The 18,574-nt window shown below is 49.5% G+C and carries 20 protein-coding genes; 18 read left to right on the top strand and 2 right to left on the bottom strand.

Annotated elements, in window-relative coordinates; translation table 11 throughout:
• Positions 1–9: 9 nt before the first annotated feature.
• The 18 genes from aguB to AC3WT9_RS24610 all read left to right on the top strand — a co-directional run bounded on the left by aguB (position 10) and on the right by AC3WT9_RS24610 (position 17,113).
• A complete protein-coding gene (gene aguB, locus AC3WT9_RS24695; RefSeq protein ID WP_341089332.1) occupies positions 10–885 on the top strand; it encodes an N-carbamoylputrescine amidase in 876 nt (291 codons plus the stop codon).
• A 256-nt stretch (positions 886–1,141) separates the two neighbouring features.
• The gene (locus AC3WT9_RS24690; RefSeq protein WP_341089334.1) at positions 1,142–1,957 is read left to right on the top strand and encodes a transporter substrate-binding domain-containing protein; all 816 of its coding nucleotides are present in this window, start codon (positions 1,142–1,144) and stop codon (positions 1,955–1,957) included.
• A 90-nt stretch (positions 1,958–2,047) separates the two neighbouring features.
• The gene (locus tag AC3WT9_RS24685; protein ID WP_341089336.1) at positions 2,048–2,695 is read left to right on the top strand and encodes an amino acid ABC transporter permease; all 648 of its coding nucleotides are present in this window, start codon (positions 2,048–2,050) and stop codon (positions 2,693–2,695) included.
• Positions 2,696–2,710: 15 nt separating this feature from the next.
• Entirely contained in the window at positions 2,711–3,433 is a 723-nt protein-coding gene (locus tag AC3WT9_RS24680) for an amino acid ABC transporter ATP-binding protein (protein ID WP_341097518.1), read from the top strand.
• 155 nt (positions 3,434–3,588) lie between these two features.
• A complete protein-coding gene (locus AC3WT9_RS24675; protein ID WP_038585038.1) occupies positions 3,589–4,035 on the top strand; it encodes a tellurite resistance TerB family protein in 447 nt (148 codons plus the stop codon).
• Positions 4,036–4,159: 124 nt separating this feature from the next.
• Positions 4,160–4,756, top strand: coding sequence for a TerD family protein (locus AC3WT9_RS24670; protein ID WP_341089337.1), 597 nt, complete (start codon positions 4,160–4,162; stop codon positions 4,754–4,756).
• Between the two features lie 30 nt (positions 4,757–4,786).
• Entirely contained in the window at positions 4,787–5,362 is a 576-nt protein-coding gene (locus AC3WT9_RS24665) for a TerD family protein (protein WP_341089338.1), read from the top strand.
• 68 nt (positions 5,363–5,430) lie between these two features.
• Positions 5,431–6,012, top strand: coding sequence for a TerD family protein (locus AC3WT9_RS24660; RefSeq protein WP_341089339.1), 582 nt, complete (start codon positions 5,431–5,433; stop codon positions 6,010–6,012).
• An 81-nt stretch (positions 6,013–6,093) separates the two neighbouring features.
• Complete coding sequence (locus AC3WT9_RS24655; RefSeq protein ID WP_341377078.1) at positions 6,094–7,404, top strand: TerD family protein; 1,311 nt, start codon at positions 6,094–6,096, stop codon at positions 7,402–7,404.
• A gap of 27 nt (positions 7,405–7,431) precedes the next feature.
• A complete protein-coding gene (locus AC3WT9_RS24650) occupies positions 7,432–8,184 on the top strand; it encodes a TerC family protein (protein WP_341089342.1) in 753 nt (250 codons plus the stop codon).
• Positions 8,185–8,397: 213 nt separating this feature from the next.
• Complete coding sequence (locus AC3WT9_RS24645; RefSeq protein WP_341089344.1) at positions 8,398–9,606, top strand: HpcH/HpaI aldolase/citrate lyase family protein; 1,209 nt, start codon at positions 8,398–8,400, stop codon at positions 9,604–9,606.
• A 76-nt stretch (positions 9,607–9,682) separates the two neighbouring features.
• Entirely contained in the window at positions 9,683–10,990 is a 1,308-nt protein-coding gene (locus tag AC3WT9_RS24640) for a phosphoribosyltransferase family protein (protein ID WP_341380312.1), read from the top strand.
• Positions 10,974–12,134: a cysteine protease StiP family protein gene (locus tag AC3WT9_RS24635; protein ID WP_492407991.1), complete on the top strand. Its 1,161-nt coding sequence runs from the start codon at positions 10,974–10,976 to the stop codon at positions 12,132–12,134. The genes AC3WT9_RS24640 and AC3WT9_RS24635 overlap by 17 nt, the downstream gene beginning before the upstream one ends.
• Positions 12,131–12,964 carry an HAD family hydrolase gene (locus AC3WT9_RS24630; protein WP_341089347.1) on the top strand — a complete coding sequence of 278 codons (834 nt, stop codon included), beginning with the start codon at positions 12,131–12,133 and terminating at the stop codon, positions 12,962–12,964. The genes AC3WT9_RS24635 and AC3WT9_RS24630 overlap by 4 nt, the downstream gene beginning before the upstream one ends.
• A complete protein-coding gene (locus AC3WT9_RS24625) occupies positions 12,961–14,016 on the top strand; it encodes an ATP-grasp domain-containing protein (RefSeq protein ID WP_341089349.1) in 1,056 nt (351 codons plus the stop codon). Before AC3WT9_RS24630 ends, AC3WT9_RS24625 begins: the two co-directional genes overlap by 4 nt.
• 34 nt (positions 14,017–14,050) lie before the next feature.
• The gene (locus AC3WT9_RS24620; protein WP_341097521.1) at positions 14,051–14,761 is read left to right on the top strand and encodes a hypothetical protein; all 711 of its coding nucleotides are present in this window, start codon (positions 14,051–14,053) and stop codon (positions 14,759–14,761) included.
• A gap of 11 nt (positions 14,762–14,772) precedes the next feature.
• Entirely contained in the window at positions 14,773–15,873 is a 1,101-nt protein-coding gene (locus AC3WT9_RS24615; protein ID WP_341377082.1) for a toxic anion resistance protein, read from the top strand.
• A gap of 433 nt (positions 15,874–16,306) precedes the next feature.
• Positions 16,307–17,113, top strand: a complete 807-nt coding sequence (locus AC3WT9_RS24610) for a formate/nitrite transporter family protein (protein ID WP_341089351.1) — start codon at positions 16,307–16,309, stop codon at positions 17,111–17,113.
• Between the two features lie 102 nt (positions 17,114–17,215).
• Here AC3WT9_RS24610 and AC3WT9_RS24605 read toward each other — a convergent pair whose 3' ends face one another.
• Together AC3WT9_RS24605 and AC3WT9_RS24600 are read right to left on the bottom strand one after the other, a co-directional pair.
• On the bottom strand, positions 17,216–17,872 hold the full coding sequence (locus AC3WT9_RS24605; RefSeq protein ID WP_341089352.1) for a 3-oxoacid CoA-transferase subunit B: 657 nt from the start codon (positions 17,870–17,872) through the stop codon (positions 17,216–17,218).
• On the bottom strand, positions 17,865–18,533 hold the full coding sequence (locus AC3WT9_RS24600) for a CoA transferase subunit A (RefSeq protein ID WP_341377083.1): 669 nt from the start codon (positions 18,531–18,533) through the stop codon (positions 17,865–17,867). The genes AC3WT9_RS24605 and AC3WT9_RS24600 overlap by 8 nt, the downstream gene beginning before the upstream one ends.
• Between the last annotated feature and the right edge of the window lie 41 nt (positions 18,534–18,574).

Genomic DNA, 18,574 nt, shown 5'->3' with positions numbered 1-18,574 from the left:
GACAGAATCATGAGAAAAGTAAAAGTAGCCGCTACACAAATGAGCTGTTCCGGCGACATTGATGAGAATATTCGCAAGGCTGACAGTCTGGTCAGAGAAGCGGCGGCTCAAGGCGCACAGATTATTTTGCTGCAGGAGCTGTTTGAAACCCCGTATTTCTGCCAGAAGGAGAAATCTGATTATTACGTCTACGCCACTGAGCTTGAGCAGAATAAAGCAGTGAATCATTTCAAGGCTGTAGCCAAAGAGCTGCAAGTCGTGCTGCCGATCAGTTTCTACGAGAAAAAGAACTATGCCCGTTACAACTCGCTGGCGGTAATTGATGCCGACGGCACGGTGCTGGGCAAATACCGCAAGAGCCATATTCCTGACGGTCCCGGCTATGAAGAGAAATTCTATTTCAATCCGGGGGATACCGGGTTTAAGGTATGGAATACCCGCTATGCCAAGATCGGTGTCGGCGTCTGCTGGGACCAGTGGTACCCGGAAGCCGCCAGAGTCATGAGTCTAATGGGCGCGGAGATTCTGTTCTATCCTACAGCCATCGGTTCGGAACCGCAGGACGGATCCATTGATTCCAAGGATCACTGGCAGGCCTGCATGTTGGGCCATGCGGCGGCGAATCTGATTCCTGTCGTGGCCTCCAACCGGATCGGCGAGGAAATTGACGAGGATTCCAGCATTAACTTCTACGGCTCCTCGTTCATTGCCGGCCCGCAGGGCAACAAAATCGTTGAAGCCGGGCGGGATGAGCAGACGGTACTGGTCAGCGAATTTGATCTGGATGCTTTGGAAGTGGGCCGGATAGAGTGGGGCATTTTCCGTGACCGCCGTCCGGAGCTGTACAGAATGATATCTTCGTATGATGGGGACTTAACCTTTTAAGGAACCATCGAACAGAAGTATATAACATGAAATAAGAAGGCACTGCCAGGGAGAATCATGATCTCTTGGCCGTGTCTTTTTTTGCTTTTATGGCATGTTCATGGCAGATATGAGGACTGTTTTTAACAATGGATGTTACAATCTATGGATTTGATGTTATAAAACATTACATAAATGAGAAAAGTTAATTGTCATCACCACTGTGATCTGTTAAAATCTCCTTAAGTATTTTACAAAATGAGTGGGGGATTGGAAAATGGGGATCAGAAAAAAGTGGGCAATGTCAGCTTTGGCGGCATTTTTGGTCTTGTCTATGGTGGGCTGTGGTTCCAACAATAACGCCAAAAGCGGAGATGCGGCAGGAGAGCCGATCAAATTCGCAAGTGACGCCAGCTACGCACCAATGGAGTATATGGATACGGATACGATCAAGGGCTTTGACATTGATTTCATCAAGGCGGTTATGGAAGAAGCGGGTATCGATTATACAGTGACGAATACGGGATGGGACACAATGCTTTCCAGTGTGAAACAGGGCACGGAATATCAGGCAGGTCTATCCTCGGTATCCATTACGGACGAACGCAAGGAAACCTATGACTACTCTATCCCCTACTTTGAATCCACTAATATGATTATGGTTAAAGAGGGCAGTGATATTAAGAATGCGCTGGACCTGAAAGATAAAACCGTAGCGGTACAAGGGGCTACAACGGCCGATGATCTGATGAGCGGGATTATGGGTGTCGACAACGCCAACCTGAGACGTTTTGACAGCAATGCAGTAGCGCTGATGGAACTGAAAGGCGGCGGAGCCGACGCGGTGGTGGCTGATATCGCCATCGTGAATGAATACATTAAGAACAATCCGAAAGAGAAAGTAACGGGCATCCTCGATAAGGAGAACTTTGGTTCCGAATATTACGGCATTCTGTATCCTAAGGGCAGTGAGTGGAAAGCCAAACTGGATCCGGCAATCAAAGCTGTTATTGAGAACGGGAAGTATGCCGAGATCTACAAAACCTGGTTCGGGGAAGAACCGGATACAGCCACACTTCTTAGCGCGGAGTAAGCAAGCAGGAACAATAAAGCGTGCGTAATGATTGCTATTGCGCATGCTTCTTTTTTTAAAAATTAGAGCAGAAGAGAAGGGAAGAATTCTATGGACTTCAGATTCGACATCATCGTTCATTATTTGCCGGTCTTACTGAAGGGAACGCTATTCACAATTGGAGTATCTATTGTATCTATCCTTTGCGGCTCGATCCTGGGCTTGGGGATAGGCTTCGGCAAAATGGCTCCGAAATGGTATTTTCGCTGGCCGTTCCATTCCTATATTAACTTCTTTCGCGGCACACCGCTGTATGTACAGATCCTGATCGTGCATTTTGGGGTAATTCCACTTTTGTACGGCACGACCAACGTCCTGATGACCTCATTTGTCGCACTTTCGTTGAATTCTGCCGCCTATTCCGCCGAGATTTTTCGTGCCGGTATCCAGTCGATTGATCCTGGACAGCGGGAAGCCGCGTTGTCGCTTGGAATGAGTAAATGGCAGGCGATGCGTTTTATCATTCTGCCGCAGGCGATCAAACGGATGGTTCCGGCGTTCGGGAATGAATTTATTGTCCTGGTCAAGGATTCCTCCTTGCTTGCGCTTATTGCCGCACCGGAGATTATGTACTGGAGCAATACGATGAAAGGCCAATACTTGCGGATATGGGAGCCTTATTTGACCGCTGCCTTTATCTATTTCCTTCTTACCTATTCACTCAGCAAGCTGCTCAATTATATTGAACGGAAGGTGTAACCTTATATGGAGCCTATTATTTCAGTGCGACATTTACATAAATCATTCGGTGCCCATCAGGTGCTGGCCGATATTAACGTGGATATCCACGGCCGGGAGGTTGTGGTGGTTATCGGGCCTTCGGGTTCGGGAAAATCGACCTTTTTACGCTGTCTTAATCTGCTGGAGGAGCCGCAAGAGGGCGATGTTATCATTGAAGGAACTTCCTTGATGGCCAAAAGTACAAGAATTAACGATATCCGTACAGAGGTTGGCATGGTGTTTCAGCAATTTAATCTGTTTCCGCACAAGAAGGTCATTGAGAACATTATGCTGGCCCCGATGCAGGTCCGTAAATGGCCTGAGGACAAAGCGCGGCAGAAAGCGCTGGAACTGCTGCGAAAGGTCGGCTTAAGCGAGAAGGCGGAAATGTATCCGGCATCCCTGTCGGGCGGGCAGGCCCAGCGGGTCGCAATTGCCCGGGCGCTGGCGATGGAGCCGAAGATCATGCTTTTCGATGAGCCGACATCGGCGCTGGACCCGGAGATGGTCGGTGAGGTGCTGGCGGTAATGAAGGATTTGGCCCGCGAGGGTATGACTATGGTTGTAGTCACGCATGAGATGGGCTTTGCGCGCGAAGTAGGCGATCGTGTACTTTTTATGGAACAGGGCGTTGTTGTTGAGGAGGGTATTCCGGAGCAGTTGTTTGGCAATCCTTCACATGAACGAACTAAGGAATTTTTGTCGAAAGTACTGTGAAATTGTGGCAAACTAGAATATTGTTTTTTTATCGGTTATATTAGAATAGTAAACTTACGGATCGACAAATACTAAGAATATCTGTCGAATAGAAGGAGAGGAGGCTCTGGGATATCTTTATTTATCATACTCTATAATGATAGAAGGAGAATACGATGAGCACATTTAAAAATTGGTTGAATACAACAAAGAGCGGGTTAACCGAACAAGTTAAGAAATTTAAAAATAAAGATTTCATGAACGCGGTAGTTGCAGGCTGCGCGCTGGTTGCGGCGGCTGATGGCAAGATTGAAGAAACCGAAAAGAACAAAATGGCGGGGTATATGAATCTCAGCAATGAACTCAAAGTGTTTGACATGAGAGATGTCATTGCCCAGTTCAATTTCTACGTAAGCAATTTTGAATTTTCCCCGGAAATCGGCAAACAGGAAGCACTCAAAGCTATTGCTAAATTCAGCAGCAAGCCGGAGGTTGGACGCGTAATTGTTGGTGTATGTTCGGCTATCGGTGCAGCAGACGGTGATTTTGATGAGCATGAGAAAGCGGTTGTGCGGAATATCTGCAGTGTACTGGGACTTAGTCCAAGCGAATTCAGTCTCTAAAACAGGAACAAATATCCACTAATCGGATGAAACGGATTGGGTTTTTTACCGTATGAGTGGTATAACAACCAAGAATGCTAGACTTACAGGCTGTGATTCTTTTCGGAAACGGAGGTACGTAAAGTTGGCTGGAATTAATTTGGTAAAAGGACAGAAGATTGATTTAACTAAAGGAAATGCCGGGCTGGCTAACGTTATTGTAGGTTTGGGCTGGGACCCTGCCGAACCTGCCCGCGGGTTCTTCGGTGCGAAGAAACAGGCGAATGTGGACTGCGACGCTTCGGCGCTGCTGCTGAACGAGAATGGTAAGCTGACCAGCAAGATGAATTTGGTATGCTTTCACAACAAGCAGAATCCTAACAATTCCGTTGTTCATTCCGGGGATAACCTGACGGGTGATGGTGACGGAGACGATGAGCAAATCAATGTCAATCTGAAGGCGATCCCTTCCGATGTGCACAAGGTCCTTGTAGTAGTTAACATTTATGATGCCGTGAACCGCAAGCAGGATTTCGGCATGATCAAATCGGCGTATATCCGCATTATCAATGCTGCCGGAAATGCCGAGCTGATCCGGTTTAATCTGACCGACAATTACACAGGCTTTACGGCGCTGATCTGTGGAGAGCTTTACCGGCACGGCGAAGAATGGAAGTTTGCCGCAATCGGTGAAGGTGCCCATGCGGCACATATCAATCAATTGGCTGAACGATACATTTAAATCTAATTTCGGAAAGAAGGTTTAATAACTATGGCAATTAATTTATCCAAAGGGCAAAAGATCGATTTGACTAAAAGTAATCCGGGATTGTCCAAAATCAAAGTCGGCCTCGGTTGGGATACCAACAAATACGATGGCGGCAAGGATTTCGACCTCGACGTTTCCGTTTTTCTGACAGATGCCGCAGGTAAAGTTGGGAAAGAAAGCAACTTCATCTTCTTCAACAATAAGCAGAATGAGAATGCTTCCGTTGTTCATGCCGGCGATAACCGTACCGGTGAAGGTGATGGCGATGATGAAGTGATTGAAGTGGATCTGAAGAACATCCCTGCTGATGTTGATAAGGTTGCTTTTACCATTACCATCTATGAAGCGGAGTCCAGAAGCCAGAACTTTGGACAAGTATCACGTTCTTATGTGCGTATCATCAACGAGGAAAACAATGAAGAACTGATCCGCTTCGACCTTGGTGAAGATTTCTCCGTTGAAACGGGCGTGGTGGTTGGTGAACTGTACCGTCACGGAGCAGAGTGGAAATTTAATGCTATCGGCGCAGGCTACAAAGACGGTCTTGCCGGTCTGACGCGCGATTACGGACTGCAATAAAATTTGCTGCAGCCAACCTAGACATCTAGACCTTAGATGAAACCATTCACGAAAGAGGGTTGATGCCAGTGACGATCAGTCTTTCTAAAGGACAACGGATTGATCTTACCAAGACCAATCCGGGTCTGACGAAGGTAGTGGTGGGACTCGGCTGGGATACGAACAAATACAGTGGCGGCAAGGATTTTGACCTGGATGCTTCAGCGTTCCTGCTGCATGAAGACGGCAAAGCTAAAGGTGCGGACGACTTTGTATTCTACAATAATCCAACCGGCGGTGCAGGCTCTTTAACCTATTCGGGGGATAACCGTACAGGAGAAGGCGACGGGGATGACGAGCAGATCATTGTTGATTTCAGCAAGGTTCCTGCCCATATTCAGCGTATCGGGATCACGGTAACGATCTATGATTGTGATGCACGGGCACAGAACTTTGGACAGGTGTCCAATGCATTTGTTCGTGTCGTGGATGCTTCCAGCGATCGCGAAGTGCTGCGATATGATTTGGGTGAAGATTTCTCAACGGAGACAGCTGTTGTATTCTGTGAATTCTACCGGCATGGTGCCGATTGGAAATTCCAGGCGATTGGAAGCGGATTTGCCGGCGGCCTAAGTGCTCTATGCAGAAACTATGGACTGGACGCGCAATAACAGCTTCAAAGGCTTGAAAGGCGGGATCTCATCGATCCTGCCCTTTTTATACTCTTATCCATTTACAAAGGTGGCTTAAGAATGAATATTGAAGTGGTTAAAGGCCAGAAGGCAGACCTGACCAAAGCAAATCCCGGGCTTCGCTCTATTATCGTGGAGATTGGCTGGCAGGCTCCGTCCTCTATGGAAATTGATGCCTCTGCATTTTTGCTTGGAGAACAAGCCAAAGTGTGCAGCAATGAAGATCTGATCTTTTATAACAATCCATCTACGGCATACATCAGATATAAGGATAAGGATGTAGCCGGTACCAAATCAAGCGGTCTTAAACACTTTGAAATCGAGCTGGATATCATTCCTGCTCAGACGATGAGGATTGCATTTGCAATTACACTGTACGATGGCGAAAACCGCAATCAAATGTTCGGGCAGATGAGCGAGGCCCATTGCCGGATTCTGGATCGGGCGACGGGTATAGAGATTTTGCGCTGTAATCTTGAAAATCATTTCTCTGTGGAAACAGCTGTTGTAGTAGGAGAATTATATAGATATAGCGGTGAGTGGAAATTCAGTGCTATTGTGGCTGGATTTAACGGCGGACTTAAAGCCTTGTGCGCTAACTATGGAATTGATGTCGAAGATGATCCGGTTCCTGAACTCCGTGAACCGCAGAAAGGTTCTGCGCCGGAATTGGTTCGGCCAACCGTACCTCCCGTGCAAGAATCCCGGAGTATCCCGGCGGCTGTACCGCCTGCACCACCCAGGATTGAAGAGGTTTCTGCGCCACCTCTGAATCTCAACCTCAAGAAGATTGAGCTGAAGAAAAAGGGCGATTCCATAAATTTGAAGAAATCAGCTGCCGGTCTTGGAGAAGTGCTCATCAATCTGAATTGGAATCAGAAGCAAGGCGGAGGGTTATTCAGCCGTAAAGGGGGCGTGGATTTGGATCTCGCTTGCCTGTACGAGTTGAAGAATGGCCGTAAAGGAGTCGTTCAAGCGCTGGGCAATGCTTTCGGCAATCTTCAGCAGCCGCCTTATGTGGTGCTCGATGGCGATGACCGGACAGGCACCGTAACATCCGGCGAGAACTTGCGTATAAACGGAAGTAAGCTTGCGGAAATAGAACGAGTTTTAATCTTTTCATTTATTTACAAGGGGGTTACGCACTGGTCTGAAGCCGATGGAGTCGTCACCATCACTCAGGCTGGGGGTCCGGAGATTATTGTGAATCTGGACGAGCATAACAACCGGAAAGGCATGTGCGCTATTGCATTAATCCGGAACGTAGGCGATACATTCAGCATTGAACGGCTTGTGCAATATTTCAGCGGCCATCAGGAGATGGATCAGGCCTATGGCTGGGGACTGCGCTGGGTAGCAGGCAGTAAATAATTTAATTTTTCCGGAGGCGCAAGCAAAATGGATTGGTTCAGTGATTTTTTTAGAAGTATCAGCGAGAATTATGGGCACTTTTTCTCTTGGAGCGACATTGTAGGAACGCTCTCTGACCCGGTCAGCTGGGGGATTATCGGGAGCTTGATTTTGCTCGAAGGGCTGCTATCGGCAGATAATGCGCTTGTGCTTGCGGTAATGGTTAAGCATTTGCCGAAAGAACAGCAGAAGAAGGCGTTGTTTTACGGGATTCTGGGAGCTTACCTCTTTAGATTCCTGGCGATTGGATTAGGGACATTCCTGATTAAATTTACGCTCGTCAAAGTCCTTGGGGCATTATATCTCTTTTATATCGCTTATAAAGGATTATTCAAGCGCAATGAACCCGGTGAAGGTGAAGAAGGGAAAGAACATAAAGGCACCTCTTTCTGGAAAACTGTACTGCTGGTTGAATTGATGGATATTGCGTTCAGTATCGACAGTGTGGTAGCCGCCTTTGGTCTGAGCGACAAAGTCTGGGTACTTTTCTTGGGCGGTATCCTAGGCGTGCTGATGATGCGTGGTGTGGCACAGGTGTTCCTGAAGCTCATTGCCAAGTTCCCTGAACTGGAGCAGACAGCGTTCCTGTTGATTGCCCTGATTGCAGGCAAAATGCTTGCTGGAGCATTCGGATTTGAAATGCCGCATTTCATTTTCTTCACCATTCTGATTGCGGTCTTTGTGGGAACCATTCTGTACAGTTCCGGAAAGAAAAAGAAAGAAATGAACAGAAACGCGTAATTTTAAGGTTTCATAGGATAAAGAGGACCATCACAGGGAAGGTGTGACTCCCTTTTATCCCGGGTAATCGTATATGGAATAGCATGGCCTTTGCTTGTATTTGAGAGAGCCGGAAGCCGTCCCCGAGAGGACGGCATAGCCGGTTCTGCAGCTCTCTATAAGGAGAGGCTATTTGTTTTGCTCCGCTTTGCAAAACTATAAGGGGGAAGGCCTTTGAGATACTTCGATTACCTGACACAAGAACAAGAAACGTCATTATTCTACTCTCCGCCTGTTTCATTTAATCATACTACAAGCAAGGAACTGCTGGCTTATGCGGTTGGGGCCGCTCTCTATATGCCGGCTACCCGGTCCTCTGTGGCTGAAGATATTTTGAAGCTCAGAGCTTCGGGACTGGTGACGGTCATTATTGATCTGGAGGATGCGATAGGCGATGGAGAGGTTGATTACGCTGAAGAGTCAGTGGTAAGGCATCTTTCTTTTCTGTCGGCTTATGCCGAGAATGAGTCTGACCCCGGAAATAGTCTTCCCCTGCTATTTATCCGCGTCCGCAATCCGGAACAGCTGCAGCAGCTGATTTTCCGGCTGGGAGCGCTTATCACCATGCTTACCGGGTTTGTCTTTCCCAAGTTCTCAGTGGACAATGGCGTGGAGTACTTTGAGGCGATTGCCGATTATAACAGTTCACGCAGTTATCTGGCCCCTGTGCTGTATGGCATGCCGATTCTGGAGAGCGCCCCGATTATTTACCGGGAGAGCCGGATAGCCAGCCTGCTGGCCATCCGCAACTTGCTTGGCGATTACCGTGATTATGTGCTGAATGTCCGGATCGGAGCGACCGATTTCTCCAGTCTGTTCGGATTGCGCCGCAGCCTGGACATAAGCATCTATGATCTAACGCCCATCCGCGACTGCATGTCGGATATTATTAATGTGTTCGGCCGGGTGGAAGAAGGTTATGTCATTTCAGGACCGGTCTGGGAGTATTTCTCCAGCAAAGGACACCGGGTGCTCCGCCCGCAGCTGCGGCAGACCCCCTTTGAGGATACCTTCGGCCGGGAGGGCCGGGAGATGCGCAACAATTATATTTCCAGCGCCATGGACGGGTTGATCCGTGAAGTGATTTTGGATAAAGAAAACGGGATTGTCGGCAAGACGATTATCCATCCTTCCCATCTAAGACCGGTGCAGGCCTTGTATACGGTGATGCATGAGGAATATGTGGATGCACTCAGCATTGTAGAGAGCAATGATGGCAGCCGTGGAGTGTTCAAGAGCGAATACTATAACAAAATGAATGAAATTAAGCCGCATTTGAACTGGGCAAGACGTATTTTACTACGATCTCAAGTATACGGGGTGTTACATGAACAACAGCATTTTGTCGGATTACTGCCCGAGAACGAATATACACACGTTTAATATCGTCCAGAACCTGCAAGTTACGGTAACCGAAACATCCAACCCCTTTGATATGCCGGTTGAAGCTTTATTCTCCATGGCTGCACGGATCAATAAAAAGCGTTCCTTTCTCTTTGTCAGCAAGGTGCTCGGCAAGCATATTCCGGTAATGCCCTATACTCCACTGCTCAGCGGAGCAGCGCTGGGGCTGCTTTTATACCGGGAAATGAACGGCGGAGCTGCCGGCAATGAGCAGATGGACAAGCTGCTGGATGCGGCGGTTCACGGACTTATTCATCCTCTCCATGCAGAGGAAGCCTATCACGAGCTGCTGGCCGCGCAGCTGGTGCTTCCGCGGCCGGTCGTTTTTGTAGGTTTTGCCGAGACTGCTACTGCGCTGGGTCATAGCATGTACAACATTTTTGCCGGAGGCGCGTCATATATTCATACCACCCGTGAAGACATTCCGGAGATGGCGTCAATTATCAGCTTTGAAGAAGAGCATTCTCATGCAGTTGACCATCTCTGTTATGCCCTGGACGCTGCCCTGTTATCTGGAGAAGAGCCGATTGTACTCGTAGATGACGAGATTACGACCGGCAATACGGCGATCAACACGATCAGGGATATCCAGTCCAAGTTCCCGCGCAAGGAATACGTAGTAGCCTCCCTGCTGGATTGGAGAAGCGAAGGGCATATTCAGGCTTACCGTGATCTGGAGCAGGAGCTCGGGATTCAGATTAAGGCGTTGTCTCTGCTGCAGGGTTGTATTGAAGTGAAGGGGACGCCTGTGCTGGATGCAGAAGTTGGTAAAGGACAGGCGAAGCCTGCCCGTGAGGCGCCTGTTATGATTACGTATATCCGTGACGGATTGGAGCGGCTGGCAGTAAGCTCTACCGACTCGCGCGGGGAAATCAACACTTCGCCGTATCTGAAGCTTAGCGGCCGCTTCGGTCTTAGCTCGGAGGATAATGTCTGGATCGACAAGGGTGCAGCACAGGTGGCAGCGCAGCTTCGCGAACTGCGCGAGAGCCCCTCTGCCCTGGTGATGGGTGTCGGTGAATTTATGTATCTGCCTATGCGGATTGCGGCCGAAATGGGGGAAGGGGTTGCCTATCAGTCATCCACCCGCAGCCCGATTCATCCGGATCGCCGGCCGGATTATGGCGTGCATAGCGCAGCTGCTTATCCATCGGCTACAGACACGGGGATTACGAATTATATCTACAATGTGGACCCCGGCCAATATGGGGATATTTTTGTGCTGCTGGAGCGTGATGTACCTCATATTCGGATTGAGCCGATGATGGATATTTTGAAGGGGCTGGCCGGCAACAAGGTGCATCTGATTGTACTGGGTCCTGAACTGGAAGTGGAGGTGCCCGCTGATGAAGGGAACGGATAGCGGAGAAACGATCATGAGCAAAAGAATAGCCCCTCCGGTTCCGCTCGGCAGCTATCCTCCATCGGATGTTCGTTTTCTGCTTAAGGATCTCAGTAATGTATCCCTGGAGCTGGGTACGGCGGAGCGGGAGAAAGCCATTCAGTCCGGGGTGAGCTATTCGGAGATGCTTCCTGTGGAATACCAGCCGACGGAGCCGTATATTGCATTGTTTCTGGAGACACTCCGGCACTCTGCGGTAAAGGTTGCGCAGGCGGTTGCGGTTGTCTCCGAGCTGATCGTATCCCGGCGGGGGACAGACCATATGGTGCTGGTCTCCTTGGCCAGAGCGGGAACGCCGATTGGCGTACTGATTAAACGCTATATTGCCGAACGGTACGGCGTGGATCTGCCGCATTACAGCATCTCAATTATCCGCGGCAAAGGCATGGATGAGAACGCAATTCTCTACATGCTGCAGCAGCATGGTATGGATGCCAATCTGCAGTTTATTGACGGCTGGACGGGCAAAGGCGCAATCACCCAAGTGCTTACTGAATCCTGTGCCGATTTCTATAAGAAATTCGGGATTGCGCTGAATGACGATCTGGCTGTACTTGCGGATCCGGGAAGCTGTTCGCAGACTTTCGGGACCAGGGAGGATTATCTGATCCCAAGCGCCTGCTTGAATTCGACGGTGTCAGGACTCATAAGCCGTACGGTGCTGCGAGAGGATCTGATCGGCCCGCAGGAGTTCCATGGTGCGAAGTTCTATAGGGAATGGCTGGACAGTGACCTCTCCAATGTGTTTATCGAAGCGATCACACCCCATTTCGCTTCCATAACCGCGGATGCTGCGGCAATAGCTGCAGGCATGCTGAAAGCGCCGCCGGAGATTACCTGGCAGGGAATGCGTGATGTCCAGAGTATTCAGGAGACGTTCGGCATTGATAACATCAATCTGGTCAAGCCGGGCGTGGGAGAGACGACGCGTGTGCTGCTGCGCAGAGTACCCTGGAAAATTCTTGTCGATACTATGGATAACCCGAATCTGCGCCACATTCTGCTGTTGGCGGAGGAGCGGGGGGTTCCGGTAGAAGTGTATCCCGGGCTTACCTATTCCTGCTGCGGAATTATCCAGCCGCTGAAAGGAGGGGAAAGCGATTGATTTACGCCAGCGATTTAGACCGTACCCTGATCTATTCCCTGGGCGCGCTGCTTGTTCCAGAGGATTCACCGGGATTGGTGCCGGCTGAAATTATTGACGGCAAAACGGTCTCCTATATTTCACACGCAGCACTGCAACGCTTGAAGGAGCTCACCGCAAGTATCATCTTCATGCCGGTGACTACGCGGACCATTGCGGAGTATAAGCGGATCAACCTGTTCCAGGAGACGATTATTCCGGATTATGCCGTCACCAGCAACGGTGGCAACATTCTTGTTCGCGGAGTGGTAGATCAGCAGTGGCGGGCATTGATCGGCAGGCTGGTGGAACGCAATTCAGCTGCCGCTGAAGAAGTGGGAAAGCTTGTACGATCGGTGGTGCGTCCGGAATGGATTATCAACGAACGGTATTGCGATGAGCTGTTCTATACATTTATGGTGTACCGCGGTCTCCTGCCTCTGGATGAGATTAACCATCTGGCAGAACGTCTGCTTGGGTTGGGCTGGAAGGTTTCTCTGCAGGGCCGCAAGCTGTATGTAGTGCCGGAGGCTGTGAACAAAAGCGATGCGATTGTTCATGTGCGCCGCACGGTTCATTCGGAGCCGATGGTTGCTTCGGGGGATTCCCTGCTGGACAAATGTCTGCTGGAGAGCGCGGATTATGCCATTGCCCCGAGGCATGGGGAAATATTTGCCGAGCAGCAGGCCACTCTAGTAGAATTGAACTATCCCTTTACAGAGCTGTCGGGCGTCCATGCCGGGGAAGAAATTATGCAGTATGTTCAGAAGATTTATAACAATCTAACGACATTGGGAGTTGGGCCGCAATGAAAAAGGTAAATATTTATTTCAACCGCTGGTTCTCCGTGGCTTTTCATTATATGAATCTCATACGGAATAATGAGGACGGCATTCCTGTTCAAATCTTTGCTACCCACTCCGATATCCGGCATATGTCGCTGCAAGGCGCTGACGTTGCAGGAACTGAACCTGCTCTGGAAGGGATCGAATACGTGCAGTTCTGTGTAGATTTCTGCCGCCGCAATGAGATTGATATCTTCATCCCGCGTCTGCATATGATGGATATCGCCCTACATGCTGCAATGTTTGATGCCGTCGGCACGAAAGTGCTGGTCTGCCGCGATTTGGAGCTGCTGGAGATGATTTTGGATAAAGGCAAGTTCTATAACAAAGTTAAGGATAGCGGAATAATGGAAATTCCCGATTATCATGTTGTTGATACAGCGGAACAATTCAAGGCGGCTTACGAGGATCTTGTGGCCAAAGGGCATGAGGTCTGCTTTAAGCCTACCGAGACGGAAGGCGGGCTTGGCTTCCGTATCATTAATAACAGCCGCAGCCCTATAGAGGAGCTCTTCGGTTATGTGACGCAGCATATTTCGTTTGATGAGGCATACCGCGTCCTTTCCGGAGTAGACTCGTTTCCTGCCCTGATGGTTATGGAGCTTCTCGAAGGGTACGAGTACAGTATCGACTGTCTGGCGGACGAGAACGGCAGTCTGCTTTCCGCCGTGCCGCGCCGCAAGGACAACGGGCGGCTGCGGGTTATGGAGCATATTCCCGAACTTGAGAATATTGCGAAGCGTGTCGCCGAAACCTATAAGATCCCTTATAATTACAATATACAAATGAAATACGGCGGCGGAGTTCCCAAGCTGTTGGAGATTAACCCCCGGATGTCCGGCGGGCTGCATGTTTCTTGTCTGACTGGTATAAACTTCCCTTATCTGGCGGTTAAAAGCGCGCTGGGCGGCGAGGTTCAGCCTGCCGGGTTTGCCGGTGATATACTGGCCAGCCATATAGAGCAGCCTATGATCATGAGAATACACGATGAATCCGCTATTACGGATCCCGTGAATTGAGTGTGATTTCACACGCTCGCAAGAGGTGATGACAATTTATTCGAAATCAAAAGTATTGTTGTATGCAGGAGCCGGCTATGTTGTGGCTCTGCTGACGAGCGCTTTCCTGCCAGAGCTGCTCTCTCTGCTGTTCCCGGTTGCCGGAGCTGCCATCGGGCTGCTTGGAGGCAAGCGCACACGAACCAACCTGCCGGCGGAGATACTTCCGGCCGGGCAGGAGCCGGCAGCGATCGCCCCCGCTTCTGCTGCGGGCAGTCCTGAAGTGATCCGGGCTGCTCCCGCAGGATCGGAAACCGGTGCACCACATTCCTTGTCCGGCAGAGGACAGGCTGAGGTCAGGATCGGAGCGGAATTCGCTCCGGTGGTGGAGTATCTCAGCATTTTGGAGGATATGATTATTTCGGAGGGTCAGAAGGATACGCTCGACAATGAAATTGTCGAGAAATCATTGGCACTGATCGCCAGGCTCCTGCGGATCATTCCGCTGCTTCAGGAGCTCGGCAACGGTGAGATCAACCACACGGTTCGCAGATTGGTGCTGAAGGACCTGAACGGGGTCATCAATCCTTTCCTGCGGCTTGGCGGTGAGGCCAAAACGAAAAATCGGAGAATGCTGCTGAACGGTCTGCGGGATGTTGATTCTAAAATTACGGAGATTGCCTCTACGATCGAGCATAAAGACCTGATGGAACTTCAGACCAAGGCGGAACTGATTCATCAGCGGTACAGCAGTTCCGAATTATAGGAGGGAAACCCATGTCCACGCAGTTGATAGAGCTCAAAAAAGAAGATGAGCAGAAGGTAGTTGCAGAAGCTTCCCAATTAATTGAGAAGGTAGCCAAGACCGATACCGTTGCACTGGATTCCTTAATGGATGATATCGGCAAGCTTGGGGTGAAGACGCAGGAAAAAGCGGGACAAACCCTGAAACTGCTGGATCGCCCGGTCAATGATCTGATGTCCGGCAAACGCGTCGAAGTGCCGAATATGATTATGAAGCTGCGTAATGAATGTGAGAATCTGCAGCAGAGCAAAAATGTCAGCTTTTTCGGCAAAATGCTGCGCAAGAGTCCGCTCAAGAATTATGTCTACAAATATCAGTCCGTACGCACAAATATCGATGCCATCGTGACCGGCCTGCGGGACGGACGTGATACGCTTGAAGAGAGCATTGTCAACATGCGGCAGCTGAAACGCACCTCCATGGACGAAATCTACAACCTGCAGACCAAGATTGCCTTTGGCAACAAGCTGAAGGAGCTGTTCGAGGTGGAAATCGCCAAACCGGAGAATGAATTCCGCAAGGCTTATCTGGAGCGCGGTCTGCGCAAGGTCATGGTGCGGATCCAGTCCATGACCGAGATGATTCTGCTTTATAATCAGGCTATTGCCGCCACGGACATCATCAATGACAACAATGATAAGCTGATTGATTCGGTCAACAATGCGATTGACAAGACGTCAAATCTGATCACCGTATCCGCGATGATTGCAATGTCCCTGGCCGATCAGGAAAATGTCATTTCCGCCGTGGAAGCGACGAACAAGACGATTGAGGACCAGTTCAAGGAGAATGCGCGTCTGCTGCGCACCACGACTGAGAAGACGACAGAGCTGCTGTCCAAGCCTTCCATGTCGCTGGAGGCAGTGAATCAGGCCATCGGCGATCTGCTCAGTGCCTTGGATACCTCCGAGCAGTCCAACCGCCGGATTATCGAAAGCTGCCAGGATTATACGTCCAAAATGACGACAATCAACACGCAGCTGAACAACCGTCTCGGGCTGAACGAAGCCTCGCAGCCGCAAGTGCTGAAGCAAGCCGGCAGCGATAGCGAGCTGAGCAGCTTCTTGAACTGACACCTTGTCCGAGTATAGATAAACAGCTATTTCGTTCTAGCCTGCTGGATGGTTCAGCAGGCTTTTTTTGCGCATAGCGGTTAAGCCTCGGATATCAGCAGCTTAAGATTCATTCATAATAGAGTACTACCCTACATAAGTTGTCACTAAGGCAACGTATGGAGGAAGTGAGGAACTGCGGATGATTCTGGGATGCCTGATATTTGTGCTTATTGTCGTAGCCAGCAGCGAAAAGGCGGAAGCCATTGCCAAGCTGAATGATCCGGATGACGGCAGCTAGCACAGCGGCAACGGATTCTCACTAAATAAAATTTGTAATATATTGACGCTCCGTGATTCAAGCAATTTCCAGCGGTTTATTGGGTATAATACCCTAGGGGGCTGTATCAGCCTGCCATCATCGCGGAAAATACAAGCATTAAGCGGAGGTCATATGGAGAACGAGGCACTGCTGCAGGTTGAGAAATTGGCGCTGAAGAAACAGAAGATTTATCAGCAAAGCATTTTGCGTTATATCGCCAGAGCAATGCTGGCTAGTATGTTTATCGGATTCGGCGTAATTGTAGCCTTCAAGACGGGCAACTTTTTCTACATGGAGCAATCACCGATGACCTATCCGATGGCTGCGATTACGTTCGGCGCAGCCATCATCCTGATCTCCTACGGCGGAGGCGATTTGTTCACCGGGGATACATTTTATTACACGTATGCTGCCTTAAGACGCAAGATGCAGTGGACCGAGGTGGTGCGGATGTGGGTCATCAGCTACATCGGCAATATTCTCGGGGCCACGGCCTTTGCGCTGCTGATTTTTTTGACAGGATTGTTCTATGACTCCAGTGTGAACGGATTCCTGTTGAATGTGGTGGCCCACAAGATGGAAGCCCCGGCAATGCAGCTGTTCTTCCGCGCGATTCTGTGTAACTGGCTGGTCTGTCTGGCGTTTTTTGTTCCGATGTCAATGAAAAGCGACGGGGCTAAAATGTTCGCCATGGTCCTGTTCGTATTCTGCTTCTTTATTTCCGGATATGAACACAGCATAGCTAACATGTGTACCTTTGCGATTGCACTGGTGCTCGATCATCCCGGTACGATTTCTTGGGGCGGTGTGGTGCACAATCTGGTGCCTGTCACCATTGGGAATCTGATTGGCGGCGGTGTATTGATGGGTGTAATGTATTACTATGTGAACAAGCCGTTTCTTGACGAGGAGCATGACAAGCCCAAGGATACGCATTAACCCAAGACCAACCAGCCCGCTTCCCCAGATTGGGAGGGCGGGCTGGTTTTTTGGGGACGGTGGTGTTTGGAATTAGCCAAATACCGTAGGTTACCTTTTTGCTTAAACGGCAATGGCCTTCAAGTTTGGCGAGATCAACAACTTTGCCCTGGTTGCCTTTTGAACGTCTTCCACCGACAGACCCGGCGCAATTTCCTTCAGCATCAGCCCTGTGCCCGGAATCACATCGATGACAGCCATTTCGGTTACAATGGTTTGCACAACATTTACAGCAGTCAGGGGAAGCTTGCAATGTTCTAATATTTTCGGTTCCCCATCTTTGTTCACATGGTCCATGGCTACAATGACACGCTTGGCCCCGACCACCAAATCCATAGCTCCCCCCATGCCCGGCACTTTTTTTCCTGGAATCATCCAGCTTGCAAGGTTGCCGTTCTCATCAACCTCCAAGGCACCCAAGACGGTGATGTCCACATGCCCTCCACGGATGATGGAGAATGAAAGCGCACTGTCAAAATAGCAAGCTCCTGCCATTGTTGTAACATAACTTCCGCCAGAATCAATACAATCGATATTTTCTTGTTCCTTTGTGGCTTTGGGGCCAACACCAAGGATTCCGTTCTCAGCCTGCAGCATAATATGAACATTATCGGGAATATAGTTTACTGCCATGGTAGGCATGCCGACACCCAGGTTGACCACATCGCCGTCTTTGAATTCCTGGGCGATTCTTCTCACAATGAATTCTCGGTTATTCATGCATATCCCCTACCTTTACAATGGCGTCGATAAATATTCCGGGTACGTTGACATGATTGGGATCAATCTCCCCGAGCTTTACATATTCGTCTGTCTGGGCAACTACATAATCTGCCGCCGTAGCCATAACGAAATTGAAGTTGCGTGAGGAGCCGTTGATCACAAGATTGCCCGCTTCATCTGCCTTATGGGCTCTGATTAGCGCCACGTCCGCTTTGAGCGGCAGTTCGAGCAGATATTCCTTTCCGTCAATATCAATTTTCCTTTTGCCTTCCTCTACAATGGTACCTACACCTACAGGTGTTAAAACACCGCCCAAGCCTGCTCCTCCTGCACGTATTTTTTCAGCTAATGTGCCTTGCGGGAAGAGGTTTACCTCAGCTTCTTTGGTCATAAGGAGTCTTCCCGTTTCCGGATTGGAGCCGATATAGGATGCATAAATCCGCTTGACTCTGCCGCTATTTACAAGCTTATATATAGATAATTCTGTGGTGCCAGTATCATTGGAAATAATCGAGAGATTACCGGCGGAATGGGTCTCGACAAGCGCACGCACCAACTGTTCCGGATGGCCTCCGGCCAGAAAACCGCCGACCATCACCGTGTCTCCGTCTTTGACCTTCTTAACGGCGTCTTCTGCGGAGATTAATTTGTTGTTCATGGTTTCTGACTCCTTGTATATTTTTTTGAAAATATAGAATT

Source organism: Paenibacillus sp. EB106-06-01-XG199 (assembly GCF_058791575.1).
The sequence above is the reverse complement of the archived record's forward strand: the minus strand, read 5'-3'. Positions and strand labels throughout refer to the sequence as shown.